The organism is Brevibacterium sp. 2SA, assembly GCF_005502845.1.
In the GTDB taxonomy this organism is placed as follows: Bacteria; Actinomycetota; Actinomycetes; order Actinomycetales; family Brevibacteriaceae; genus Brevibacterium.
In genome coordinates this window covers 1-23,374 of sequence record NZ_SCMW01000056.1, presented here as the reverse complement: position 1 = coordinate 23,374, position 23,374 = coordinate 1, and the positions used below count along the sequence as shown (strand labels likewise).

Genomic DNA, 23,374 nt, shown 5'->3' with positions numbered 1-23,374 from the left:
CACCGGCACCGCCTCGGGGGCTGGCGGTTGGGCCGCGGGGCGCCCGGCGGCCGCCGGACGGTCCGGGACGACGGCCTCGGGGTTGGCACGGATGGCTTCGAGCTCTCCGAGGAACCGCTTCGACCAGGCGGTCACGGTGTCGGTCTTGACCTTCTTGCGCATCTGCCGCATCCGCCGGGCCCGGGCCTTCGGGTCCATCGTGACGGCCTCCATGATGCCGGCCTTGAGGTTGCCGATGTCATGCGGGTTGACGAGGACGGCGCCGGCGAGCTGCTCGGCGGCGCCGGCGAACTCCGAGAGGACGAGCGCGCCGTCGTCGTCGAGGCGGCACGCGACGTACTCCTTGGCCACGAGGTTCATGCCGTCGCGCAGGGCGGTGACGAGCATGACGTCGGCGGCGATGAAGAACGCCGTCATCTCATCGCGCGGATAGGAATGGTGGAGGTAGTGGACGGCGATCGTGCCGATGTCGGCCTGTTCGCCGTTGATCCGGCCGACGGCGAGTTCGACGTCGTGACGGATGAGCTTGTACTGCTCGAGGCGCTCCCTCGACGGCGTGGCGATCTGGATGAGGACGACGTCCTCGACGTTGAGCCGGCCTTCGGCGAGCAGCTCCCCGTAGGCCTTGAGGCGGTGCCGGATGCCCTTCGTGTAGTCCATCCGGTCGACGCCGAGCATGATGACCTTCGGGTTGCCGACCTCCTCCCGGATCTGGGCGGCGCGCTCGATGATCGCCGGATCCCGCGCGAGCTCCTCGAGGTAGGGGGTGTCGATCGAGATGGGGAACGCCTCGGCGCGCACGAGATGCGCGGGCAGTTCGTCACCGGCGGGGACGGTGACCGTCGATCCCTTCGTCTGGAAGCCGAGGCGACCGCGCACCGCGCGTCGGAAGTTCGCGGCATCCGCGGGCCGCTGGAAGCCGATGAGGTCGGCGCCGAGGAGGCCGCGAAGGATCTCATCGCGCCACGGCAGCTGCGCGAAGAGCTCGAACGGCGGGAACGGGATGTGGTTGAAGAAGCCGATCTCCAGATCCGGGCGCATCCGGCGCACGAGCTGCGGGACGAGCTGGAGCTGGTAGTCGTGGACCCACACGGTCGCGGACTCCGCCGCCACCTCCGCGACCTTGGCCGCGAAGCGCTCATTGACCCGCACATACGCATCCCACCATGTCCGGTGGTACTCCGGTGGGGCGATGACGTCGTGGTAGAGGGGCCACAGGGTGGCGTTGGAAAACCCTTCGTAGTACCTGAGGACATCCTCATTTGTCAGCGTCACGGGGATGAGGTGCATGCCGTCGATCTCGAAGGGCTCGAACTCGACGTCGGGCACACCGGTCCAGCCGATCCACGCCCCCTCCTGCGCCTTCATCACCGGAGCCACCGCAGTGACCAAACCTCCTGGTGAAGTGCGCCATTCCCGGTCCGGGTCGCTGGCGTCGCGGTCGACGGGAAGCCTGTTGGCCACGACGACGAAATCGCTGTCGCCGTACGTGTCCGCAGTCGCGTTCTCAGTGGCGTCGACGGTGCTCATCTGCGCCTCCTCATGTGTCGTTGCTTGGAACGAACTCTACTCGCTCGACTACCCTTGAGACCGTGATGGTTCAGGATCTGGGAGGCTACCGCCTCATCGAGGAGCTCGGCTCGGGCGGCATGGGTGTCGTCTACCTCGGTGTCGACGGCGGCAACAATCCTGTGGCCGTCAAAGTCCTCCATCCGCACATCGCCAGTGACGAGACCGCGCGCAAACGGCTGGCCCGGGAGGTGCGCACGCTGCGGCGGATTCGCCACCCCCGCATCGCCGAGGTGCTCGACGCCGAGCTCGACTCCGCGCAGCCGTTCATCATCACCGAATTCGTCGACGGTCAGACCCTGTCCGACGACGTCCGGGAGAACGGTCCCTTCGCCGAGGACGAGCTCGTTCACTTCGGCCATGCCCTGCTCGACGCTCTCGGCGCCGTCCACGACTCCGGTGTCATCCACCGTGACCTCAAACCCGCGAACGTCATGATCATGGACGGCGAGCCGATGGTCATCGACTTCGGCATCGCCCAGGTCGCCGACGAGGTGCGGGTGACGGCCACCGGACTCGTCATGGGCACCCCCGGCTACCTGTCCCCGGAGATCGCCGACGGCAAGGCCTCGAGCGAGAAGACCGACTGGTGGGGGTGGGCGGCGACGATGGCGTTCGCGGCGACCGGACGCAACCCGTACGGTGCCGGACCCCTCGAGGCGGTGCTCGGCCGCGTCGCGATGGGCAAGTTCGACCTCGACGACACTCCTCCCAACTTCGTTCCCCTCCTCAAGGCGTGCCTCGATCCGAAGCCGGAGCGGCGCCCGAGCGGTCAGATGATCCTCGATGCGCTCGTCGACATCGAGTCGGGCAGGCCCCCGCAGCTCGGATCGGGGTCCGGTCAGGGCTCCGTGCAGCGCACCGCGGTCATGCCGGCCGTCGAGGACACCGCTGAGGGACGCGGGTCGCTGCGCGGCGGGTACCCCGGCGGGGCTGCTGCGGCTGCTGGCGGAGCGGCTGTCGGTGGAGCGGCGCTCGGCGGGGCGGCTGCAGGCGCGATGGGCTCCGGCGGTGCCGGCAACCCGCCGACGCGGGTCGCCGATCCTGCCGCCTTCGCCCAGGGCGGCGGTCCGGGACCGGCCGGCCAAGCGTTTGCGGGCCAGGGACGCGTCCCCGGTCAGGGGCAGCTGGGTCAGGGGCAGTACAACCAGGGACAGGTCAGCCAAGGGCAGCCCGGCCAGGGCCAGCTCAGCCAGGGCCAGCTCAGGCAGGGCCAGATCGGTCAGGGCCAGGTCAGCCAAGGGCACCCCGGTCAGATGCCAGGGCAGATGCGCGGGCCGCTGTCCTCCCCGCAGGGACAACCGCAGATGCGACAGCGGTTCGATCAGCCTCCCGGGCAGTACCCCGGTCAGGGCGCCGGCGGCCACGGTGGTGCGATGCGCCAGGCGACCGCCGGGCCGATCCACAATCCCAACGGCGCGATCCAGGTCGGCCCCGGCTCGCAGATGGCCGGCGCCGACATCGGCGGCAGCCGGCAGGGCGCGGGCCACGGCGGCACCGCGCCGGCGGGTGGACCCTCCGGCGACTGGTCCGGCGGCCCGGACAATCCGCCGTGGGCGCCGATGACGTACCGCTCTGTGCGCACGGGCGGCTGGGTCGTCTTCGCCCTCATCGTCTTCGCCGTCGCCATCACTCCGCTCAGCCCGCTCGTCATCACGGCCTTCGCCTTCGCCTGGTCGGTGCTCGCCCGCACCGCGACACGGCTGGACCGAAAGGTCCAGAAGTACCGGTACGAACGCGGCGAGGACGGCGGGGGCACGCTCCGGTCGGTCGCCTCGGCGCCGGGAGCCCTGCTGGCCTCCGTGCTCACGTCCGTTGCGACGTTCCTGCTGCCGGCGGTCGCCGGCATCGCGATGCTCGTCCTCACCCGACTCGACGTCGCCGGCATCGTACCCGGCGACCTCTCCGAGCAGTGGTCGGTGTGGGCGGCGGCCGCGGCCGGGGCGCTAGTGCTGTGGATCGGTCCGGGCGCGGCGAGCCTGCGCTACGGTTCGCGCCTTCTCGTCAGCGGTGCCACCCGCAGCGGGCTGGGCCGCCTTATCGCCCTGGGAGTCATCGTCGTGCTCACCGTGCTCGCGATCATGGTCATCACCTCGGGGGCGGCGATGAACTGGTGGCCGCTGCCGGTCAGCCCCTTCACCTACCTGCCCGGTCCTGTGTGAGCGCGGGATGACCAGGGTGCAGGCACCGCGGATGCGGCGACGCTCCCGCGCCACGCCCACCGGCATGACCGCTGATGGGCCCTGTCAGGGAGGCTTGCCGCCTCGGCGAATGAGGTGATTGAACCTTGAATTTCACTGGGAGCCGCGCCACAGACGGTTTCGGTACAGTGGGGGCGTCGAGGGAATGGACCGCTCGACGGGTCCTTGAGTCGGCGCACCGACGGGGACCGGCCCCAGTCGGACGATCGACAACGTGAGGAACCATGGCGAAAGACAACTCCGCTGAGCAGAGGCGGAACAAGGCACGCGAGAACGCCCGCCAGATCGCAGCAGCTCAGGCGAAGAAGGAGAAGACCGCCAAGACGATCCTCTACTCAGGGATCGGCGTGGTCGTCGTCGCCGTGGCCGTCGTCGTCACGCTGCTCATCGTGCAGCAGGCGCAGCCGGCCGTGACTCCCTCGAACTACGTCGCCGGAGGCGTCAACGTCGCCAGGGACAACACGGTTGTCCAGCCGATGAACATGCCGGAGGGCGAGGAATCGAGCCTGCCGACCCCCGCCGAGGCGGGCGTCAAGGAGAACGCGGCCACCGTGACCGCGTACATCGACTTCCAGTGCCCGGCGTGCAAGGCGTTCGAGGACACGAACACCGAGATGCTCATGAACCTCGTCAACGAGGGCTCGATCGTGCTCGAGTACAAGCCGATCGCGATCCTCGACCGCTTCTCCAACGGCAACGAGTACTCGACCCGCGCGGCGAACATCGCCGCCTGCGTCGTCGACGCGCAGCCGGAGAAGACCGCGGACTTCTTCGCCGCGATGTTCGCCCAGCAGCCCCAGGAGGGCACGAGCGGCCGCACCGACGAAGAGCTCCTCCAGGTCGCCACCGATGCCGGCGTCGACACGAACGCGCCGCTCCAGACCGACCCGGAGCAGACGATCGCGAGCTGCGTGACGGATCAGACCTTCGCGAAGTACGTCGCCAACACCACACAGGAGACCCTCGACTCGGGAGTCGACGCGACGCCGACCGTGCTCATCAACGGTCAGCCGACCCAGCAGACCGGCGACGCCCAGGCGCTCGCCGTCGAGATCCTCCAGGCCACCGGCGAAGTCCAGAACTGACCCGATCGCTACTGACCCGGCCGTCCGCGGGGCTGTACCTCCGCGGGGACTGAGTCTTTCGAGACAACCGGACCGCACGGCCGGTCGCACCCGGGCATTCGCCCCGGTGCGGCCGGCCGTTCGTCTGCGGTCTCGTCGGCCCGGCACCCCGTCCGGATCGCGAGGCTCAGCGGGCGTGGTCCCCGTCTGCGGTCAGAGAACCGAGCGGGAGACGGCGCATCGGGAGAACCCCCTCGGTGAACCGACCGCAAACCGCCTGCGTGGGCTGACGGCTTTGTCGCCCATGGCCCGGATGCACTACTATCGTGGAGGCGCAACCGCCTCCTTAGCTCAGTTGGTAGAGCACCGCTCTTGTAAAGCGAAGGTCGTCAGTTCGAGTCTGACAGGGGGCTCACTCGTCAGGGGCGGCACTCGAGGAACCGAGTGCCGCCCCTGTGCGTTCTCCGCACCGGTTCCAGGTGCGCGACGACAGCTGTCCCGTGCCTGCCATGATTGCGCGAGGGGCCCTCACCCGCCCGCCGAGGTGCGCGCGGCGCGGCGGTCGTCCCGGCTCGCCCGTCGCTTGCGGCCATCGGCGCGACCGGGCAGCCCGATCCGCTTGGCCCACACGAGCACCCAGAGCGCGCCGGCGATCGCGAAGACACCGGTGAAGAGGACCCCGAAGCGCAGGGACGCGACGGCGATGACGAGCGAGATGAGCGTCGGCCCGGCGAGCTTGCCCCCGTTGGAGAAGATCGCCCAGACGCCGAGGAACCGTGCGCGTCCGACGGCGGGAGAGAGGTCTGCACCGATCGTCATGTTCACCCCCGCGCCGAGGCCGTTGCCGACGGCCATGATGCCCACGGAGACGATCATGCCGATGAGGCTCGGCGCGCAGACCATGACGATGAACCCGGAGCCGAAGATCGTCAGGCAGGCGACGAGTGTGGCGATCCGGCCCAGCCGGTCCTTGATGTAGGCGCCGAGGAACATGAAGACGAGTTCGAGCCCGGCGCCGAACGCGATGAGCAGCGAGATCTCCGACTCGTGGAGTCCGATCGTCACGCCCCACAGCTGGATGACGACCGGCTGAGCCGACCGGGCGATCGTCAGCGTCATGATCGAGATCCCGACGAGGACGACCGCGCCCCAGCGCACGTCGAGCCGTGCCCGCCGAGGCGGAGCGGAGGGGCCGCCGACTGCGAGGTCATCGGTGGCCGGGGCGACCGCCTCGGCGGGGTGTGCCTGCGCCTTCCCAGTGCTGCCGCCGACCCGCGTGCCCGGGTAGTCGGGGATGCGCGCGATCGGCAGCGCCATCACCCCGATCGCGGCGAGCCCCGCGACCCCGGCGAAGACGAACACCGACCACAGGGGGAAGACGAGCATGAGGCCGGCGCCGATGATCGGGCCGAGGAGGTTGCCCACCCGCATGCTCCCGCCGAGCGCCGTCATCGCCTTCGCGAGATCGGCGGCGGGCATCACCTCGGCGACGACGGCCTGCCGGGCCAGGTTCCACACATCGGAGACCGGGGCGAAGAGCATGAGCGCGACGGTGTAGACGATGATCGAGGCCGGCGACTCCCAGACGAACGCGGCGACGATGGCCCCGAGGACGACGATCGCGGTGAGCGTGGCGACGACCATCGCACGGAAATCGCCGAGGCGGTCGATGAGCAGTCCCGCCGGCACCGTGGCGAGGAGCGAGACGGCGCCCATGATCCCGACGATCGCCGCCGCGAACGCCGCTGTCGCCCCCAGCGACAGGGCCCCGAGCACGAGGATCGGGAGGATCGATCCCAGCCCGACCGCGAAGAGCAGTGAGGGGATGAGGACCGGCCAGAGGATGGGTTTGAGCACGTCGCCAGTGTAGATCCGGTGTCCTCATCCCCGCCGAGGCGGTCGGGTGGCGGTCGGGTCAGCCGAGGCAGTGGGCGAATTGAGGCAACTCCCATTGAAATCTCGGACGGAAGTGAGAGCCTGGTCACATGACACGCACAGATCTGCCAACGCTGTCCACCGTCGTCCCGCCCTACCTCCTCAACGCCATCGCCGAGAACGGCGCGACGAAGTTCCCCAAGGCCGCCGTCGCCGCCCGCTCCTTCCTCGCCCAGGACCAGCGGGTCCGTGAGCTCCGCGCACAGGGTCTGCGCCCATCCTTCGACGGCGCCACCGCACGGAACGTCAGCGCCGACCAGCAGGCCACCGGTGCGGGACCGAACCGTCAGGTCCACGACGCCCAGAACAAAGAGGACCTCCCCGGTGTCCTCGTCCGCGCCGAAGGGGACGCCCCCGTCGCCGACGAAGCGGTCAACGAAGCCTACGACGGCCTCGGCGATTCCTACGCCCTCTTCTCCGAAGCGTTCGGCCGGGACTCCCTCGATGGCAACGGGATGCCGCTCATCGCAAGCGTCCACTACGGTCAGGACTACGACAACGCCTTCTGGGACGGCCGCCTCCTCGTCTTCGGCGACGGTGACGGCGAAGTGTTCACGAGCTTCACCGGGTCCCTGTCGATCATCGGCCACGAACTCAGCCACGGCGTCATCACGAACACCGCCGACCTCGAGTACTTCGACCAGCCGGGCGCCCTCAACGAGCACATCGCCGACGTCTTCGGTGCGCTGACGGAGCAGCACGCGGCCGGTCAGTCCGCGGAGGACGCGACGTGGCTCATCGGCGCGGGCATCTTCACCGAGGCGGTCACCGGCAAGGCCCTGCGCTCGATGCTCGAACCCGGCACTGCCTACGACGACGACGTCCTCGGCAAGGATCCGCAGCCGGCGCACATGGACGACTTCGTCACGACCGAGTCCGACAACGGCGGCGTCCATCTCAACTCCGGAATCCCCAACCGCGCGTTCGCGGTCGCGGCGACGAGCCTCGGCGGGCCGGCTTGGGAGACCGTCGGCCAGGTCTGGTACGCCGTGCTCACCGGCCCCGACATCACGACGAAGACGGACTTCGCGCAGTTCGCGGCGCTCACCGTCGCCGAGGCTGCCGCGCAGTTCGGTGAGGGCTCCGACGTCCACGATGCCGTCATCGAGGGATGGACGACCGTCGGCGTCGACACCGGAGCCTCCCAGCGGGGCAACCGCGGGAGCAGCTGGTGAACGCCGAGGCGGCCGCCGGCGGTGCAGGTGCCGGCGGGGCAGCGGGCGGCGGCGGTTCGGGCGGCGGTGCTTCGGGCGACGGCGCGGACAAGCGCGGCTTCGGTCACGTCCTCGTCGAGCGCAGCGGGGGGATCGGCGGCTTCCTCGTCGTATGGGATCTCAACATCGACGCCACGGCGCAGCCGGAGAAGCTCGGCGAACGAGTCGCGGACCTGCCCTGGCCGCACCGGGAGGACGGCGAGGACGGCAGCGCAGATGCCCCCGGCGCTCAGGCAGCCCCCGGCCCCTCCTCGGCAGATCGCTACGTCTATCTCATCGAGAGCCGCTTCGGCTACGCCCGCTTCGGGGAGAAGGAGCTGACGGGGGAGTGGAAGGACCTCGTCGACCACGTCCGCGACGTCGCCGAACCCGAACGCCGCCCGCCCGGCGGGAGGTGAGCAGGTCAGGGGGGGCGTCGCCTCGGCGAGGGAGGACACCAGCCGATGGGCGCCACCGAATTCCGGGCTCGCGCCGAGCCATGACATGCTGGTGACATGACACACGACACGTCGACGGCGGAGAAGAACGAGCGCGCGCTCGAGGACGAGATCCACACCGACCTGCGGGAGCAGATGACATACGGGTCGTACCTCGACCTCGACGATCTGCTCAGCGCACAGCATCCCGTGAGCAGCCCCGAGCACCACGACGAACTGCTCTTCATCATCCAGCACCAGACGACAGAGCTGTGGTTCAAGCTCGTCATCCACGAACTCCTCGACGCCCGGCGGCTCATCGCGGCCGATCAGCTGCAGCTCGCGCTCAAGCGCATCGCCCGGGTCAAGCACATCCAGAAGACGCTCACCGAGCAGTGGTCGGTGCTCGCGACCCTGACGCCGAGCGAGTACGTGGGCTTCCGCGACGAACTCGGACAGTCCTCGGGATTCCAGTCCTGGCAGTACCGGGCCGTCGAGTTCCTGCTCGGCAACAAGAACAAGGGCATGCTCAAGGTCTTCGACGTAGAACCCGAGGCCCAGGCCGTGCTGCGGCAGTACCTCGAGGAGCCGAGCGTCTACGACGAGTTCCTCCGGTTCCTCGCCCGCCGGGGCCTCCCGGTCCCGCAGCGGGTGCTCGACCGGGACGTGTCGGTGGCGCACACCTTCGACGAGGAGCTGCTCGAGACCTTCCGGATCATCTACGAGAACCCCGAGGAGTACTGGCTCGAATACGAGAGCTGCGAGGAGCTCGTCGACCTCGAGGAGAACTTCCAGTTCTGGCGCTACCGCCACATGCGCACGGTTCTGCGCATCATCGGGATGAAGCGCGGCACCGGCGGCTCGAGCGGCGTCGGCTTCCTCCAGAAGGCCCTTGATCTCACGTTCTTCCCTGAGCTCTTCGACATCCGCACCGGCATCGAGAACGGCCCCGGCACGCAGACGGCACCGCGTCACTGAGCCGCCGTCCGGGTGCCCGGCACTCCTGCGCCGCGGTGCTCAGCGCTACGGTGCTCAGCGCCCGAAGGGTGGCCGCGGCAGGCGGCGGCTCAGCGGTCGGCGAGGAGGAGTTCGACGACCTGCGGGAAGTACGACGACTCGGGGTCGACGAGGTCCATGTGATCGGCGCCGGGCAGGACCGTCAGCGGCGCCGGATAGTTCTCGGAGAACGACACTGCGACGATTCCGTCGGCGTCACCGTGGATGATGTGCGCGTGGGCGCGGGCCGGAATGAGCACCGCCCGGGAGCGCGGATCCTGCCACAGGTAGGCCGCGAGGTCCTCCTGGGGTGGCGCCCCCATGTAGTCGAGCACCGCGCCGTCGGCGAGCCCGTCGTTGACCTCCCGGAGCAGATCCGAGATCGGCGCGAGCGGACGCAGGCGGATTTCCGGGCCGTCCGCGCCGAGGTGGCTTGCCCAGCTGAGCACGAGGCAGCCGCCCGCCGAATGACCGGCGACGACAGGTCGTTCGCCCGCCGCGGCGGGCACGCCCCACCCCGTGAGAGCGTCCTGGGTGAAGCGAATCGCGGCGGTGACGTCGGTGAGGCAGCGCGGCTGCCCGCCGATGCGCCCGTATTCGACGAGCACGCAGAGCAGCCCGCGCTCGGCCAGGGCCTGCGCCAGCGGTCGGGCGTGGACGAAGTCGATCGAGGGTCGGAAGTACCCGCCGTGGACGAAGATCACCACCGCCGAGGCGGTCGCCGGGTCCCCGTGGACCTCGACGAACTGGTCGGCATCGTCCCCGTAGGCGTGGCGGACGACGTTCGGTGCGCCGCCGAGCGTCTGGCCGAGGGCATCGAGGGCGTCGCTGCGCTCATCCTCGGTGGGCCGGCGTGCCGGTGATCCCGGATTCGTCGATTCAGTCATTCCTGCCCTCACTCACTGCGTCGTCGCTGATGATGCGTTCGACCTCGATGTCCCTGCCCTCGACGTGCTCCTCATCGACGACGATGCGCTTGACGGGGGAGAGATCGGGAACCTTGGGAGAGAGCTTGTCACCGGAGGACTCTCCGCGCAAGCGCCTGCCCACCCAGGGGGCGAGGTGCTCGCGCGCCCACTTCGACTCCTCGACGACGACCTCGCGGATCGCCCGGGTCGTGCGCGGGGGCATTCCGAATCCCGTCGTCGGCAGCGAATGCCCTGACTCGAGCGTCGCGAGCGCCTGCCGGGCGACGAGGTCGTGGCCGGCCGGGGAGAGGTGGATCTTGTCCTCGGCCCACTTGTCCTCGGCGTAGAGCGGACGCAGACCCCAGACATCGACCATATGGCAGCCGTGGCGCTGGGCGATCGTCCACAGGTGCGCGTTGTAGACGCCGACCCGGGGGCGGACCGCGCGGAGCAGCGGCGACATCGTCTCGGTGTCGAAGCCGTTGGCCATGACGACCTCGATGCCCTCCTCGCGCATCGCGATGACGGCGCGTTCGAACTGATTGGCCAGACCGTCGATGTCCGTGCGCGGGCGCAGGCAGTCGTTGCCGCCGGCGCAGAAGCTCACGAGGTCCGGTTTGAGGTCGAGGACCTTCGGCACCTGCTCGTCGATGACGCCCTGGAGCAGGCGACCGCGGATCGCGAAGTTCGCATAGAGGAGTTCGGGCCCGGCGGCGGGCGAATCGACGAGGAGTTCGGCGAGGCGGTCCGTCCAGCCGCGGAAGCGATCGGGAGTGCCGTCGGGGTCGGGGTCCATGAGACCCTCGCTGAAGGAGTCGCCGATCGCGACATAGGACGTGATGGTTTCGAGCATGGGTCACTCCTTCGTTCGGTCGTCCGCTGCGTCCAACCTATACCCATGGCCCGGCCAGGTGTACCGGTGAGTAGCCGAGGAGTCTGAGCGGTGACGACACGGCGCCTGTGCCGCCCCGGCGCGTCGTCTGTGGTCACGGCCCACGCCTCCGCAGAGGTCGCCGCGCGCTCCGGTCGACGGCATGGTCAGGGCGGTGTGCGGACGCCCTCGTGGCGTAGACTCGTCCCGTCGCGAATCACCGCCGTCGAAGGAGCACGATGTATCGTTCGGTCCCCGTTCCCCCTCGCCACGATGTCGCCATCACCGGTGCCCGCATCCTGCCGATCGCGAACGCCGACGGCACCCGGGCCGAACCGATCGAGACCGGCACGATCGTCATCTCCGACGGCGTCATCACCGCCGTCGGCGCCGATGTCGAGGTTCCCGAGGGCGCTGAGGTCATCGAGGCCGCCGGGCGCTGGGTGCTGCCGGGATTCATCGAAGCCCACGGCCACCTCGGCGTGCATGAGGACGGCGAGGGCTGGTCCGGTGACGACACGAACGAGATGACCGACCCCAACGGGGCCGGGCTGCGGGCACTCGACGGCATCGACCCCGCCGACCTCGGTTTCAAGGACGCGCTGCGCGGAGGAGTCACCTCGGCGCTCATCAAACCCGGATCGGGCAACCCGATCGGCGGACGCACCGCCTTCGTCAAGACCTGGGGACGGATCGTCGACGAGATGCTCGTGACCGAGGACCTGTCGGTGAAGTCCGCACTCGGGGAGAACCCGAAGCGGGTCTACGGGGACAAGAAGGTCACCCCGTCGACGCGGATGGGCACCGCGAAGATCATCCGCGACGCCTTCGTCGAGGCGCAGAACTACCAGGCCAAACGTGCCCATGCCGAGGCCGAGGGGACTCCGTTCGAGCGCGACCTCGTCAGCGAGACCCTCGCCGCGGTCCTCGACGGCACCCTCGCGTGGGACCAGCACTGCCACCGCGCCGACGACATCGCCACCGCGATCCGACTGTCCGAGGAGTTCGGGTACCGGCTCGTCATCAACCACGGCACCGAAGGCCACAAGATCGCCGACTACATCGCCGAGAAGGGCATCGACGTCATCCTCGGACCCCTGATGACGAGTCGCTCGAAGGTCGAGCTGCGCGACCGGACGCTCGCCACCGCGGCAGCGCTCGCCGAGGCGGGGGTGCGCATCGCGCTGACGACCGACCACCCGGTCATCCCCATCAACTTCCTCATCCACGAGGCCTCGCTCGCCGTCAAGGAGGGCCTCGGCCCGGTCGTCGCCCTCGAGGCGCTGACGATCAACCCGGCCGCGATCTTCGGCCTCGACGACCGCCTCGGCTCGCTGGCCCCCGGCCGGGACGCCGACCTCGTCGTGTGGTCCGGCGATCCCCTCGACCTCGATTCGCGGGCCGAGCAGGTCTTCGTCGACGGTCGCCGGGTCTACGCATTCGACGCCGACACCGGCACCGCCGAGGTGGCCGACCCCTTCGGCCCGACTCTCATCAGCGAGCCGTGACGCAGAGGCCCCCTGACCGCACCGGGAACGGAGCCGACGAGGCGACTCCGGTCGACGCGAACGAGGCCACGACCGCCGAGGTGTCCGTCGAGGCGACGACGAGCGCCACCGAGGTCACCGCCTACGAGGTCATCGTCGAATCCGCTGCGGCATCGGCGGCGGCGTCGACCGAGGCCGAGGATGCGACGACCGCGGACATCCCCCTCGACCGGAGGCACGGCGCCGAGGTGGTCCGTGACCAGGACCAGGCGACGGGCCCGGTGAAGGACCGGGGTCGGTCCGAGGCCGGTTCCGCTGCGCTGCGCGAACTCCTCGAGCGCACCCGCGCCCAGCGTCTCGCGGAGCTGCAGACCGGTGGCGGACCCGGCCGACCGCGCGGGCCGAAGCCGGCCAAACCGCGCACCGACACGACCCTTGGTGCCTCCCAGCGGGTCGCCCAGCGCGTGGCCCGCCGCACCGTCGGCAGGCTGGTGACCGGCACCTCGGTGAATACGCAGCCGGTGCCGATCATCACCGCCCTCAAGGGCACTCCCTACCAGGCACCCGTGCAGGCGAGCGAACCGAGCGAGGACGAGGCGCGGATGATCCTCGACCTCGCCGCCGACATCGCTGCGATCATGATGCGGGCCGGCGCCGGCACGAACGACATCGAGGTCTCCGTCATCGCCGCGTGCACGGCCTGCGGACTCGCGACCGCGGAGATCGACCTCACCTCGAACACCCTCGTCGTCCACTACTCGACCTCCGACGGACGCCTGATGACGGTGATGCGGGTCAACCGTGGGGAGTCGACGCACTACGCGAAGCTCGCCTCGGTCCACAAGCTCGTCTCCGACCTCGTCGACGGCCGCATCGGGTTCATGGAGGCCCGCAGCCGCCTCGACGCGATCCGCTCCCAGCGTCGGCCGTTCAAGGAATGGTTCGTCACCGGGGCGTGGGGGATGATGGTCGGCAGCCTCGTCCTCCTCCTCGGCGGGGGGCCGATCGCGATCGTCCTCGGCATCGCGATGGCGATCTTCATCTTCGAGCTCGGCAAGGTCATCGGCCGCACCAGTCTGCCCGGGTTCTTCATCACCGCACTGCAGGCGGCGATCGGCACCCTCGTGGCGATGGCGGCCGGGAACTTCGGGCTCATCGACTCCCCGCAGTACCTCGTCGCCGCCGCGATCGTCCTCCTCCTGCCCACTCAGGCCCTCTACTCCGCGGTCCAGGATGCGCTGACGAACTTCCCGCTCACCGCGGCCGGGAGGCTCGTCGGGGTGTTCATCTCCTTCGCCGGCATCGTCTCGGGTCTGGCGTTCGGGGTCGTGTGCGGGCAGGCCCTGGGCATGCAGCCGATCGAGATCCTCGTACCCCGCTCCGGGGTCCACGTCGTCGCCGTCATCGTCTCCCTCGGTGCCGCCGCCATCGTTGCGATGGCCGGTGCCGTGGGCATGCAGGCGTCCCGCCGGTTCATCCTGCCCGCCGCATTCGTCGGTCTCGCCGCGTTCATCACGATGACCTCGCTGTCGCTGCTCGGCATCGACAACGTGCTCGCGAGCCTGCTGTCGGCGACCGTCGCCGGGTTCCTCGCCCGGCCGCTCGCGCTGCGGCTCGGGGCGCCGGCGATCGTGTTGACGATTCCCGCGATCTACACCCTGCTCCAGGGGCTCTCGATCTTCACCGCCGTCTACCGCATCGTTGCAGAGACCGAGACGACTTCGTTCGCCGTCGGCCTCTCAGCGCTGTTCACCGCGATCCTCGCCAACGCCGCCCTCGCCGTCGGCGCTGTCCTCGGCAGCTACCTCGCCCGGCCCCTCAAGGGCCGCAAGGCGGAGAAGGTCGCCGATTCGGTGCGCGCCGGGGACACGCCGGCCGGCCCGGACACCGGTCCCGCGCAGGGCTGAGCGGGTCGGCTCTCAAGCGCGCGGGAGAAGTGCTCGCCCCGGGCGGGCCGACGTCACGCTTCGCCCGCGGTGAACCGTCACGCCTGTGTGGGCATTCGACGCCGCGTCACGCCTGCGCGGGCAGTCTCCACGTCGCGCCTGCGACGCCGCGTCACGCCTGCGCGGGCGTTCGATGCGACGTCACGCCTGTGCCGGCAGTCGCCAATCGATGGGATCGAGGCCCTTCTGCGCGAGCAGGTCGTTCGTCCGCGAGAACGGCCGGGATCCGAAGAACCCGCGCGAGGCCGACAGCGGTGAGGGGTGCGCGGATTCGATGATCGCCACCTCGGCGGTGCCGGAGGTGAGCAGGGGAGCGAGGTTCCGGGCGTCACGACCCCAGAGGATCGCCACGAGCGGCTGGTCGCGAGCCACCAGCGCCCGGATCGCGCGCTCGGTGATCGCCTCCCAGCCCCTTCCGCGGTGAGAGGCCGGTTGACCGGGGCTGACGGTGAGGACGCGGTTGAGGAGCATGACGCCCTGCTGCGACCAGGCGCGCAGATCGCCGTGGGCGGCCGGAGTCACGCCGAGGTCGTCGGCGAGCTCCTTGTAGATGTTCGTCAGGGACCGCGGCAGAGGTCTGACCTCGGGATCGACGGAGAACGAGAGCCCGATGGGATGGCCGGGAGTCGGGTAGGGGTCCTGCCCGACGATGAGGACCTTGACCGCGGACAGCGGTTCGCTGAACGCCCGGAACACCGCGTCGCCGGCGGGCAGGTACGAGCGGCCGGCGGCGATCTCGGCGCGGAGGAAGTCGCCCATCGCGTGGATCTCGGCCTCGGAATCGGCGAGGGCGTCGGCCCAGTCGGGGGACATGATCGTGCTCAGCTGCGCTGTCGAGGTCATGTCCGCGAGTCTAGCGAGGACCGCCTCGGCGCCGGCAATCCCACCGCACCGTCCCCGGACACGATGCTCCCACCGGGCAGACCAGCTGTGCACGTCGCGCAGATCGGCTGTGCCCACCGGGCAGATCGACTGCGCCCACCGGGCGGACCTGCTGTGCCTCTCGCGCAGATCGGCTGTGCGTGATCGCGCACACCCCAGCCGTTCAGCTCGAGAGGTGTCAGAGCTATGCTCGAGACAGCGAGTTCATCGAAGAACCCCTGACTGGCGAGAGGACAGCGAAGTATGTCGGAATTCCCCGAGGCCAAGGCCTGGAAGATGCTCATCGGCGGAGAATGGGTCGACGCCCTCGACGGGGGGACGCACGACGTCATCACCCCCATCGACCGCAACGTCGTCATCGCCACGGTGCCCGAGGGCAAGGAAGCCGACGCCGACCGCGCCGTCAAGGCCGCGCGCGCCGCGTTCCCCGCCTGGGCGGGCCTGCCGTTCAAGGAGCGTCAGAAGCTGCTCATCAAGTGCGCCGACGCCCTTGAGGCCGGGTCGGAGGAGCTCGCCGAGCTCACCGCACTCGACACCGGCAACGCGATCCGCACCCAGGCGCGCCCCGAGACCGTCATCCTCGCCGATCTCTTCCGCTACATGGGCGGGGTCGCCGGAGAGGTCAAGGGCACGACCCTGCCCGCCGGCGACAAGCAGTTCCAGTACACGAAGCGCGTGCCCCTCGGCGTCGTCGCCGGCATCCTGCCGTGGAACTCGCCGCTGATGATCGCGGCGTTCAAGACCCCGGCCGCGCTCGCCGCCGGCAATACGATCGTCCTCAAGTCCGCCGAAGACGCGCCCCTGACGATCCTCAAGATGGCCGAACTCCTCGACGGGATCCTCCCGCCCGGTGTCCTCAACGTCGTCACCGGCAAGGGCTCGGTCATCGGCGAGGCCCTCAACGTCCACCCCGACGTCGACAAGCTCTCGTTCACCGGGTCGACGGGCGTCGGTCGCCACGTCGCCGAGGTGGCCGGCCAGCGCCTCGCGCATTCGTCGATGGAGCTCGGCGGCAAGAGCCCGAACATCATCTTCCCCGACTCCGACGACGAGGACACCGTCGAGCAGGTCCTCCTCTCGACGCGCTTCGCCCGCCAGGGACAGTCGTGCACGATGGGCTCGCGCCTCTTCCTCCACGAGGACATCTACGATTCGTTCCTCGAGAAGCTCGTCGCCGCGGTGGCGAAGATGAAGGTCGGGGATCCGCGGGACGAGGAGACCGACATCGGCGCGATCATCAACGAGAAGCAGTACGACCAGGTGCAGAGCTACATCGACATCGGCAAGGGCATGGACGGCGTCGAGGTCGCCTACGACGGTCACGGCGAGCTCAACGTCGGCGAGCCCGGCTTCTACCATGCGCCGGTGATCTTCTCGAAGGCGCAGAACGACTGGCAGACGAGTCAGGAGGAGATCTTCGGACCCGTCCTCTCCGTCATCCCGTGGAAGACCGTCGACGAGGTCATCTCGATGGCCAACACGAACGAATACGGTCTCGCCGCCTACGTCTTCACGAAGGACCTCGATTCGGCGTTGACGATGGCCGACCGGATCGAGTCCGGCTGGATCCAGGTCAACCAGGGCGGCGGACAGCTGGCCGGGCAGTCCTACGGCGGCATGAAGAACTCGGGCTTCGGTCGTGAGGCCTCGCTCGAGGGCATGCTCGAGGGCTTCACGCAGATCAAGCAGGTCAACATCCGGATCCGCTGAGCGAGTCGGGCTCTCGTCCGGCTGCTCCGGTCCGGCTGTTCCGGCTCGGCTGTTCCGGTTCGGCTGCTCCAGTGATCCACGGAGGGCAGGGGAGTGATCCCCTGCCCTCCGTGGCGTCCGGGCGTGCGGGCCGGTCGTGTCCGCGTGTTCAGCCGTGCCTGTGCGTGCGGTCGTGCCATCCCCGCGCCGAGGCGGTCGCGCGATGTGATGTCCATGACCCTTTCGCGCTCGCCTCGGTGTTGGTCGGGGGCGCCCAGCGGACAGGGCACCTGGCTCTGGGATCGCGCATGAGCGCTGGTCGCGCGGTGCCCGCGGCGGTGATCGGGACGAGCGGCGGGCCCGCCGGGGCGCGGATGCGGGCGTGCCGAGAATGACAGCCGTGTCATTCTCCCGATAGCATAAGCTCAAAGAAAACTCGTGAAGGAGCAGACTCCCTATGCCGCAGAACGATGGCGCCTCTGAACTGAGTGAGCTCGAGGTGTCCGTTTTGGAGTTCGAGCGGCGCTGGTGGAAGTACGGGGGAGCGAAGGACCACGCGATCCGCGAGCGCTTCGACATGTCCGCCACGAGCTACTTCCAGATTCTCAACTCCCTGCTCGACAATCCTGCGGCCCTCGCAAGCGACCCCATGCTGGTCAAGCGCCTGCGACGCATCCGCACCACGCGCCAGAGCGAACGCGCTCAGGCTCGCGTCTCGAGGTGACACATGGCTGACGACTACGACGACATCGAACCCGGCCGCCGCTCCGGCGCCCACCGCCAGGAGGCGGCCGCCTCGTCGAACGTCGGGGCGATCGTGCTCGTCATCGTTCTCGCGCTCGTCGCCGTGCTCCTCGTCGTCGCGGCCATCAACATCATCACCTCCTCGATGCGCAATCCCGAGTCGAACGTCGCCGAACCCGCGCCGGAGACGTCTGCCCCGGCGACTCCGACGCCCTCGGAGAGCGAAGTCAGCGTCGCCGACTCCTCGCTCACCGTCGATGTCCTCAACGGCTCCGGGGTCTCCGGCGCGGCCAAGGACTTCTCGACTGCCGTGGAGGAGGAAGGCTGGACGGTCGGCCAGGTCGGCAACTACTCGACCAGTCGCAGCGACTCCGTCGTCTACTACAGCGACGACGCGAACGAGGCGCAGGCGAAGCTCGTCGCCGACGCCCTCGGCATCGAAGCCACCGAGAGATCGAGTGACTTCACCGCTGACCTCACCGTGCTCATCTGCTCGGACATCGCCCAGCGCGGTCCCGCCTCGAGCGGCGGCGAATCCGCCGGCACTGAGGAATCGGGAGCCCAGGGCGGTGGCACGACGGGTTCCGACGGCGCTGGGACGACCGCTGGCGATTCGACGGACGGCAGCCTCGGCGAGGGCTGAGCTCTGCACGACTGACCAGGGTGAACGCCGCTGGAATTCAAATGTAACGAATTGATAACAGTGTTGAGCGAACCTGAGACGCGCACCACGCTGGGGTAGAGTTTTACCAGCTAGGCAAGCACTGCACCTTGTGTTCTGATCGTGCTTCACCGAGATCAATCTCCAGAGGTCAATGAGAGAAATCGCGGGGTCTGTTGAGGTTTACTAGCGTTCGCTCTTCGCCACTGAGCTGTGGGGTCGGGCGAATTTCAAATGACACTGCATTTTTTTGGAGAAGCAATGGCACAAGGCACCGTCAAGTGGTTCAACGCCGAAAAGGGCTACGGATTCATCACGCTCGAAGGCGATGGCCAGGACGTGTTCGTTCACTGGAGCGCCATTCAGATGGACGGCTACCGCTCGCTCGAAGAGGGCCAGCAGGTTGAGTTCGAGGTCGGAGAAGGTCAGAAGGGTCCCCAGGCGGAATCCGTCACCCTCCTCTGAGTCTGATATCGCCCGTGTGATACCGGACGAGACACAGCCCCGCGATCTGTGCTGATCGCGGGGCTGAGGTTTTCGCTGCCACGGGCGACTGGGGCGGTCACCTAGTGGTGCCGCAACGCGGTCGGGTGGTTCCGCGCCGCCCGGCAGTTCTGTGTCGCCGGTCAGTTCTGCGCGAGCGCGGTGTCTCCCGGCGCCCGATCGCGAGGAATCCCGCGGCGAGAGTGAGTGCGGCAGCCGCGGTGAGGGCGAGGGCGAATCCGTCCGGACCGCCGATGAGCGCGATCGTCGCGAACACTGCGACCCCAATCCCGCTGCCGAGGGCGAACACGATCTCCTGGATCGCCCCCACCTGACCGGCGGACGACCTCGGCGAGGAGTCGAAGAGCGTTGTCGTCGTTAGGGTTCCGATGAACCCGAAGCCGAGCCCGACGAGGACGAGGGGAATGAGGCTTGCCGTCGGTGTGATACCGAGCGCCGAGAGGCCGACCGCCTGAACCACGAGTGCGATGACGATCGCGGCAGGTCTGCCGGTCCGCAGGGTGACCCACGGCGCCAGCAGGCCACCGGCTGTGGTCGCCACCGCCTGGGGCACGAGTGCCATCCCGGCTGCCGCCGGTGAGAGGTCCGACTCGCTCTGCAGGTGGATGCTGAGCAGATAGATCGACGCGGCGGCCGTCGCCGCAGACGCGAACAGCTGGACCGCTGCCGACGAGAACCGGCGCTGGGTGAAGAGACCGACCGCGATGAGCGGAGCCTCGATCCGGCGCTGTCGGATGACGAAGAGGACGAGAGCGCCGAGCCCGGCGGCAAGCCAGAGGCTCCCGATGAGCGGGTTGACGGCGCTGAGCTTGATCCCGGCGACGACCGCACCGACCCCGGCGCTCGAGGTCACGATGCTCAGCCCATCGAAGCGCACCCTCGCCTCTGACCGCGTCTCGACCAGGCATGTTGCGGCGAGGCCGGCCGCGGCCAGCGCCAACGGCGCGGAGGAGGCGAGGACGGATCGCCATCCCCACAGCTCCGTGAGCAGTCCGCCGAGCAGCGGCCCCAGCGAGTTGCCGAGGCCGAAGACGGCCATCCACAGTCCGTTCGCGACGACGAGGCGACGCCCGGTGAACAGCGCCCCGATCGTCGAGACGACGCTGGCGATGATGAATGCCCCGGCAATACCCATGAGCGCCCGGCTGCCGATGAGGACGACCGAGACGGGGCTGAGCGCGGCGAGGGTGGCGGCGGCCGCATAGCCGATCGTGCCGAGGATGAACATCCTGCGGCGCCCGAAGCGATCTCCGCACCGGGCTGCGACGACGATCGTCACGGCGGTCGCGAGGGGGTAGGCATCGACGACCCACGCACGCATCGGCTCGGCGAGGGCGAGATTCGCGGCGATGGCGGGCAGTGCGGTGTTGATCATGCTCACTCCCAGCGCTCCGCAGAGGATTCCCGTGAGCAGAGGGGCCATCGTCGGCCAGAGGCCGGGAACGGGTGCAGGTGCGCCGGAGCCTGTCGGAGGGTGAGTGGTCATGAGTCCACTGTGGGTCCGCGCTACGATGGGCACAAGTATGCACAATCTCGGCCCCTACTGACACAAGTGGTACTGACTTCCCTGTGGTGACCTCGAAGTGGGGCCGAAGACGTCAGAGAAGCGCAGCGGCTCCGGTGAGTTCGGGAGAGCACGGTGAGGAGGACGGATATGCCCCGGAAGCGCGTCGACGGCGTCATCGCCTCGTGGTCGCACAACTGTGCGGCGGAGGTGACGGTGGCGGTACTCGGCGGGGCGTGGAAGCCGGTCGTCCTCAGCGTGCTCGGGCGGCACGAGGTCATGCGCTTCGGCGAGCTCCGGCGGGCCGCGGGCGAGCCGACGCCGCGCGTGCTCACCCGACAGCTGCGAGAACTCGAAGAGGACGGGCTCATCTCCCGGACCGTCTACGCCGAGGTGCCGCCGCGCGTCGAATACCGCCTGACGGCCCGCGGCAGGAATGTGCAGCCGCTGCTCGATGCCATGGCGGAGTGGGGGCGCGACTACGCTGCCGACGTCGAACGCGAGTCGGCAGACGATGACACCGGTGTCGGCGGAGACCGCCGAGACTTCGGCGACGACGCCCCTGCCCATGCCGGACGCGGCCGCGGCGACGCCGGCGCGGGGGACCGCGACCTCGGCGAATGAACCGGCGACGAATCCGCCCCAGCCGCTGACTGCTGAGTCGGCCGTTCGCGCTGAGCCGAACACCTCGGCGATGCCCGGAAACGCGCCTGACGAAACGCCCGGAATCACGGGCGTCGGCAGGATTTCGTTTGCACTCTCCCCCTGAGAGTGCTAAATCTAGTACTGGTGAAAGCCACGGGATTTCATCAGTCGTCTCGAGAGCGTGGTCCCTGTGTGGAATGGAACATGCGGACACACTCTCTGCCGTCGCGGGCGCTGACGACTGCTCTGCGATTCCAGTCCACTCCATCAGGGAGGATCTAGGCCACTATGGCAAAGATGATTGCATTCGACGAAGAAGCTCGTCGGGGACTCGAAGCTGGTCTCAACCAGCTGGCGGACGCGGTCAAGGTGACTCTTGGACCCCGCGGTCGCAACGTCGTGCTCGAAAAGCAGTGGGGCGCACCCACCATCACCAACGATGGCGTGTCCATTGCCAAGGAGATCGAGCTCGAGGATCCCTACGAGAAGATCGGCGCTGAGCTCGTCAAGGAAGTCGCCAAGAAGACCGACGACGTCGCCGGCGACGGCACCACCACCGCCACCGTTCTCGCTCAGGCACTCGTCCGCGAGGGTCTGCGCAACGTGGCTGCCGGTGCTGACCCGCTCAGCCTCAAGCGCGGCATCGAGAAGGCCGTCGCGGCCGTGACCGATGTCCTGCTCGACAACGCCATCGAGATCGAGACGAAGGAGCAGATCGCTGCGACCGCTGGCATCTCCGCCGGTGATCCCGCGATCGGTGAGCTCATCGCCGAGGCGATCGACAAGGTCGGCAAGGAAGGCGTCGTCACCGTCGAGGAGTCCAACACCTTCGGACTCGAACTCGAACTGACCGAGGGCATGCGCTTCGACAAGGGCTACATCTCCGGTTACTTCGTCACCGACACCGACCGTCAGGAAGCTGTCCTTGAGGATCCCTACATCCTCATCGTCAACTCGAAGATCTCCAACGTCAAGGACCTGCTGCCCGTCCTCGAGAAGGTGCAGCAGACCAACAAGCCGCTGCTGATCATCGCCGAGGACGTCGAGGGCGAAGCCCTGGCCGTGCTCGTGCTCAACAAGATCCGCGGCACCTTCAAGTCCGTCGCCGTCAAGGCTCCGGGCTTCGGTGACCGTCGCAAGGCGCAGCTCGCCGACATCGCCATCCTCACCGGTGGCCAGGTCGTCTCCGAGGAAGTCGGGCTCAAGCTCGACAACGTCACCCTCGACCTGCTCGGCACCGCACGCAAGGTCGTCGTCACCAAGGACGAGACGACCATCATCGAAGGCGCCGGTGACGCCGACGAGATCGCCGGCCGCGTGGCCCAGATCCGTGCGGAGATCGAGAACTCGGATTCCGACTACGACCGTGAGAAGCTGCAGGAGCGCCTGGCCAAGCTGGCCGGCGGTGTTGCCGTCATCAAGGCCGGAGCCGCGACCGAGGTCGAGCTCAAGGAGACCAAGCACCGCATCGAAGACGCCGTGCGCAATGCGAAGGCCGCCGTGGAAGAGGGAATCGTCGCCGGTGGCGGCGTCGCTCTCATCCAGGCCGGCAAGCAGGCGTTCGACGACCTCTCGCTCACCGGCGACGAGGCGACGGGTGCGAACATCGTCAAGGTCGGCATCGAGGCGCCGCTCAAGCAGATCGCCACGAACGCCGGACTCGAAGCCGGAGTCGTCGCCGACAAGGTCGCGAACCTCGAACCGGGCTGGGGCCTCAACGCCGCCACCGGTGAGTACGAGGACCTGCTCGCGGCCGGCATCAACGACCCGGTCAAGGTGACCCGCTCGGCTCTGCAGAACGCAGCGTCGATCGCCGGTCTGTTCCTCACCACCGAGTCGGTCGTCGCCGACAAGCCCGAGAAGGCCGCACCGGGTGCTGACGCAGCCGCTGCCGGCATGGAGGGCATGGGCGGAATGGGCTTCTGACCCACGTCCGCCAGGCACTGACGGAGCCGTGCCATCACCCGCAGGGGTGGTGGCACGGCTCCTGTCATTCCTGCACTCGGTTGAGGCTCAGGCGGTTCTTCTCGGCAGGGGCCGTATCAGCGGCGGTCCGTCTCAGCGCTGGTCCGTCTCAGCGCTGGTCCGCCTGAGCGGTGTCAGTCCCGTGCGCGATCAGTCTCCGCGCGTGCTCAGTC

19 protein-coding genes and 1 tRNA gene are annotated in these 23,374 nt (G+C 68.8%); 14 read left to right on the top strand and 6 right to left on the bottom strand.

Annotation, left to right across the window (positions count from 1 at the left end; genetic code table 11):
- The coding region (locus FFS20_RS15305) for a trehalose-6-phosphate synthase (RefSeq protein WP_249356891.1) at nucleotides 1–1,530 on the bottom strand (1,530 nt) is incomplete at its 3' end.
- Between the two features lie 65 nt (nucleotides 1,531–1,595).
- Here FFS20_RS15305 and FFS20_RS15300 point away from each other — a divergent pair.
- The 3 genes from FFS20_RS15300 (at nucleotide 1,596) to FFS20_RS15290 (ending at nucleotide 5,247) form a co-directional block, all read left to right on the top strand.
- The gene (locus tag FFS20_RS15300) at nucleotides 1,596–3,731 is read left to right on the top strand and encodes a serine/threonine-protein kinase (RefSeq protein ID WP_137826684.1); all 2,136 of its coding nucleotides are present in this window, start codon (nucleotides 1,596–1,598) and stop codon (nucleotides 3,729–3,731) included.
- Between the two features lie 263 nt (nucleotides 3,732–3,994).
- Nucleotides 3,995–4,855 carry a thioredoxin domain-containing protein gene (locus FFS20_RS15295; protein ID WP_137826683.1) on the top strand — a complete coding sequence of 287 codons (861 nt, stop codon included), beginning with the start codon at nucleotides 3,995–3,997 and terminating at the stop codon, nucleotides 4,853–4,855.
- 319 nt (nucleotides 4,856–5,174) lie between these two features.
- Nucleotides 5,175–5,247: transfer RNA gene (locus FFS20_RS15290), tRNA-Thr, on the top strand.
- 115 nt (nucleotides 5,248–5,362) lie between these two features.
- Here FFS20_RS15290 and FFS20_RS15285 read toward each other — a convergent pair.
- Nucleotides 5,363–6,691, bottom strand: a complete 1,329-nt coding sequence (locus FFS20_RS15285) for an MFS transporter (RefSeq protein WP_137826682.1) — start codon at nucleotides 6,689–6,691, stop codon at nucleotides 5,363–5,365.
- A gap of 128 nt (nucleotides 6,692–6,819) precedes the next feature.
- Between FFS20_RS15285 and FFS20_RS15280 the strand changes: the two genes are divergently transcribed.
- The 3 genes from FFS20_RS15280 (at nucleotide 6,820) to FFS20_RS15270 (ending at nucleotide 9,377) form a co-directional block, all read left to right on the top strand.
- Nucleotides 6,820–7,944, top strand: coding sequence for a M4 family metallopeptidase (locus FFS20_RS15280; protein WP_171007108.1), 1,125 nt, complete (start codon nucleotides 6,820–6,822; stop codon nucleotides 7,942–7,944).
- Nucleotides 7,941–8,381: a hypothetical protein gene (locus FFS20_RS15275; protein ID WP_137826681.1), complete on the top strand. Its 441-nt coding sequence runs from the start codon at nucleotides 7,941–7,943 to the stop codon at nucleotides 8,379–8,381. The genes FFS20_RS15280 and FFS20_RS15275 overlap by 4 nt, the downstream gene beginning before the upstream one ends.
- A gap of 96 nt (nucleotides 8,382–8,477) precedes the next feature.
- A complete protein-coding gene (locus FFS20_RS15270) occupies nucleotides 8,478–9,377 on the top strand; it encodes a tryptophan 2,3-dioxygenase family protein (RefSeq protein ID WP_137826680.1) in 900 nt (299 codons plus the stop codon).
- An 89-nt stretch (nucleotides 9,378–9,466) separates the two neighbouring features.
- Here the strand turns inward: FFS20_RS15270 and FFS20_RS15265 are convergent, their stop codons facing one another.
- Together FFS20_RS15265 and FFS20_RS15260 are read right to left on the bottom strand one after the other, a co-directional pair.
- Entirely contained in the window at nucleotides 9,467–10,282 is an 816-nt protein-coding gene (locus FFS20_RS15265; protein ID WP_137826679.1) for an alpha/beta hydrolase, read from the bottom strand.
- Nucleotides 10,275–11,156: an SGNH/GDSL hydrolase family protein gene (locus FFS20_RS15260; protein ID WP_249356890.1), complete on the bottom strand. Its 882-nt coding sequence runs from the start codon at nucleotides 11,154–11,156 to the stop codon at nucleotides 10,275–10,277. Before FFS20_RS15260 ends, FFS20_RS15265 begins: the two co-directional genes overlap by 8 nt.
- Before the next feature lie 257 nt (nucleotides 11,157–11,413).
- On the opposite strand from FFS20_RS15260, the gene FFS20_RS15255 reads away from it, so the two are divergent.
- Together FFS20_RS15255 and FFS20_RS15250 are read left to right on the top strand one after the other, a co-directional pair.
- Nucleotides 11,414–12,682, top strand: coding sequence for an amidohydrolase (locus tag FFS20_RS15255; RefSeq protein ID WP_137826678.1), 1,269 nt, complete (start codon nucleotides 11,414–11,416; stop codon nucleotides 12,680–12,682).
- Entirely contained in the window at nucleotides 12,679–14,568 is a 1,890-nt protein-coding gene (locus tag FFS20_RS15250; RefSeq protein WP_249356889.1) for a threonine/serine exporter family protein, read from the top strand. The genes FFS20_RS15255 and FFS20_RS15250 overlap by 4 nt, the downstream gene beginning before the upstream one ends.
- A gap of 180 nt (nucleotides 14,569–14,748) precedes the next feature.
- Here FFS20_RS15250 and FFS20_RS15245 read toward each other — a convergent pair whose 3' ends face one another.
- A complete protein-coding gene (locus tag FFS20_RS15245) occupies nucleotides 14,749–15,450 on the bottom strand; it encodes a uracil-DNA glycosylase (protein ID WP_137826677.1) in 702 nt (233 codons plus the stop codon).
- A 282-nt stretch (nucleotides 15,451–15,732) separates the two neighbouring features.
- On the opposite strand from FFS20_RS15245, the gene FFS20_RS15240 reads away from it, so the two are divergent.
- The 4 genes from FFS20_RS15240 (at nucleotide 15,733) to FFS20_RS15225 (ending at nucleotide 19,048) form a co-directional block, all read left to right on the top strand.
- The gene (locus tag FFS20_RS15240; RefSeq protein ID WP_137826676.1) at nucleotides 15,733–17,199 is read left to right on the top strand and encodes an aldehyde dehydrogenase family protein; all 1,467 of its coding nucleotides are present in this window, start codon (nucleotides 15,733–15,735) and stop codon (nucleotides 17,197–17,199) included.
- 436 nt (nucleotides 17,200–17,635) lie between these two features.
- Nucleotides 17,636–17,902 carry a DUF3263 domain-containing protein gene (locus FFS20_RS15235; RefSeq protein WP_137826675.1) on the top strand — a complete coding sequence of 89 codons (267 nt, stop codon included), beginning with the start codon at nucleotides 17,636–17,638 and terminating at the stop codon, nucleotides 17,900–17,902.
- 3 nt (nucleotides 17,903–17,905) lie between these two features.
- Entirely contained in the window at nucleotides 17,906–18,565 is a 660-nt protein-coding gene (locus tag FFS20_RS15230; RefSeq protein WP_137826674.1) for a LytR C-terminal domain-containing protein, read from the top strand.
- Between the two features lie 279 nt (nucleotides 18,566–18,844).
- A complete protein-coding gene (locus FFS20_RS15225) occupies nucleotides 18,845–19,048 on the top strand; it encodes a cold-shock protein (protein WP_009376446.1) in 204 nt (67 codons plus the stop codon).
- 97 nt (nucleotides 19,049–19,145) lie between these two features.
- Here FFS20_RS15225 and FFS20_RS15220 read toward each other — a convergent pair whose 3' ends face one another.
- Nucleotides 19,146–20,573 (bottom strand): MFS transporter, encoded by a 1,428-nt coding sequence (locus FFS20_RS15220; RefSeq protein WP_137826673.1) that lies wholly within the window; start codon nucleotides 20,571–20,573, stop codon nucleotides 19,146–19,148.
- 168 nt (nucleotides 20,574–20,741) lie between these two features.
- Between FFS20_RS15220 and FFS20_RS15215 the strand changes: the two genes are divergently transcribed.
- A complete protein-coding gene (locus tag FFS20_RS15215; RefSeq protein WP_137826672.1) occupies nucleotides 20,742–21,215 on the top strand; it encodes a helix-turn-helix domain-containing protein in 474 nt (157 codons plus the stop codon).
- 309 nt (nucleotides 21,216–21,524) lie between these two features.
- Complete coding sequence (gene groL / locus FFS20_RS15210) at nucleotides 21,525–23,162, top strand: chaperonin GroEL (protein WP_137826671.1); 1,638 nt, start codon at nucleotides 21,525–21,527, stop codon at nucleotides 23,160–23,162.
- Nucleotides 23,163–23,374 lie beyond the last annotated feature (212 nt).

What these genes read in the sequence shown, in the direction of transcription:
- FFS20_RS15300 (WP_137826684.1), top strand. Translation starts at nt 1,596, where the DNA reads ATGGTTCAGGATCTGGGAGGCTACCGCCTCATCGAGGAGCTCGGCTCG.
- FFS20_RS15295 (WP_137826683.1), top strand. Translation starts at nt 3,995, where the DNA reads ATGGCGAAAGACAACTCCGCTGAGCAGAGGCGGAACAAGGCACGCGAG.
- FFS20_RS15280 (WP_171007108.1), top strand. Translation starts at nt 6,820, where the DNA reads ATGACACGCACAGATCTGCCAACGCTGTCCACCGTCGTCCCGCCCTAC.
- FFS20_RS15270 (WP_137826680.1), top strand. Translation starts at nt 8,478, where the DNA reads ATGACACACGACACGTCGACGGCGGAGAAGAACGAGCGCGCGCTCGAG.
- FFS20_RS15265 (WP_137826679.1), bottom strand. Translation starts at nt 10,282, where the DNA reads ATGACTGAATCGACGAATCCGGGATCACCGGCACGCCGGCCCACCGAG.
- FFS20_RS15260 (WP_249356890.1), bottom strand. Translation starts at nt 11,156, where the DNA reads ATGCTCGAAACCATCACGTCCTATGTCGCGATCGGCGACTCCTTCAGC.
- FFS20_RS15255 (WP_137826678.1), top strand. Translation starts at nt 11,414, where the DNA reads ATGTATCGTTCGGTCCCCGTTCCCCCTCGCCACGATGTCGCCATCACC.
- FFS20_RS15245 (WP_137826677.1), bottom strand. Translation starts at nt 15,450, where the DNA reads ATGACCTCGACAGCGCAGCTGAGCACGATCATGTCCCCCGACTGGGCC.
- FFS20_RS15240 (WP_137826676.1), top strand. Translation starts at nt 15,733, where the DNA reads ATGTCGGAATTCCCCGAGGCCAAGGCCTGGAAGATGCTCATCGGCGGA.
- FFS20_RS15235 (WP_137826675.1), top strand. Translation starts at nt 17,636, where the DNA reads ATGCCGCAGAACGATGGCGCCTCTGAACTGAGTGAGCTCGAGGTGTCC.
- FFS20_RS15230 (WP_137826674.1), top strand. Translation starts at nt 17,906, where the DNA reads ATGGCTGACGACTACGACGACATCGAACCCGGCCGCCGCTCCGGCGCC.
- FFS20_RS15225 (WP_009376446.1), top strand. Translation starts at nt 18,845, where the DNA reads ATGGCACAAGGCACCGTCAAGTGGTTCAACGCCGAAAAGGGCTACGGA.
- FFS20_RS15220 (WP_137826673.1), bottom strand. Translation starts at nt 20,573, where the DNA reads ATGACCACTCACCCTCCGACAGGCTCCGGCGCACCTGCACCCGTTCCC.
- FFS20_RS15215 (WP_137826672.1), top strand. Translation starts at nt 20,742, where the DNA reads ATGCCCCGGAAGCGCGTCGACGGCGTCATCGCCTCGTGGTCGCACAAC.
- groL (WP_137826671.1), top strand. Translation starts at nt 21,525, where the DNA reads ATGGCAAAGATGATTGCATTCGACGAAGAAGCTCGTCGGGGACTCGAA.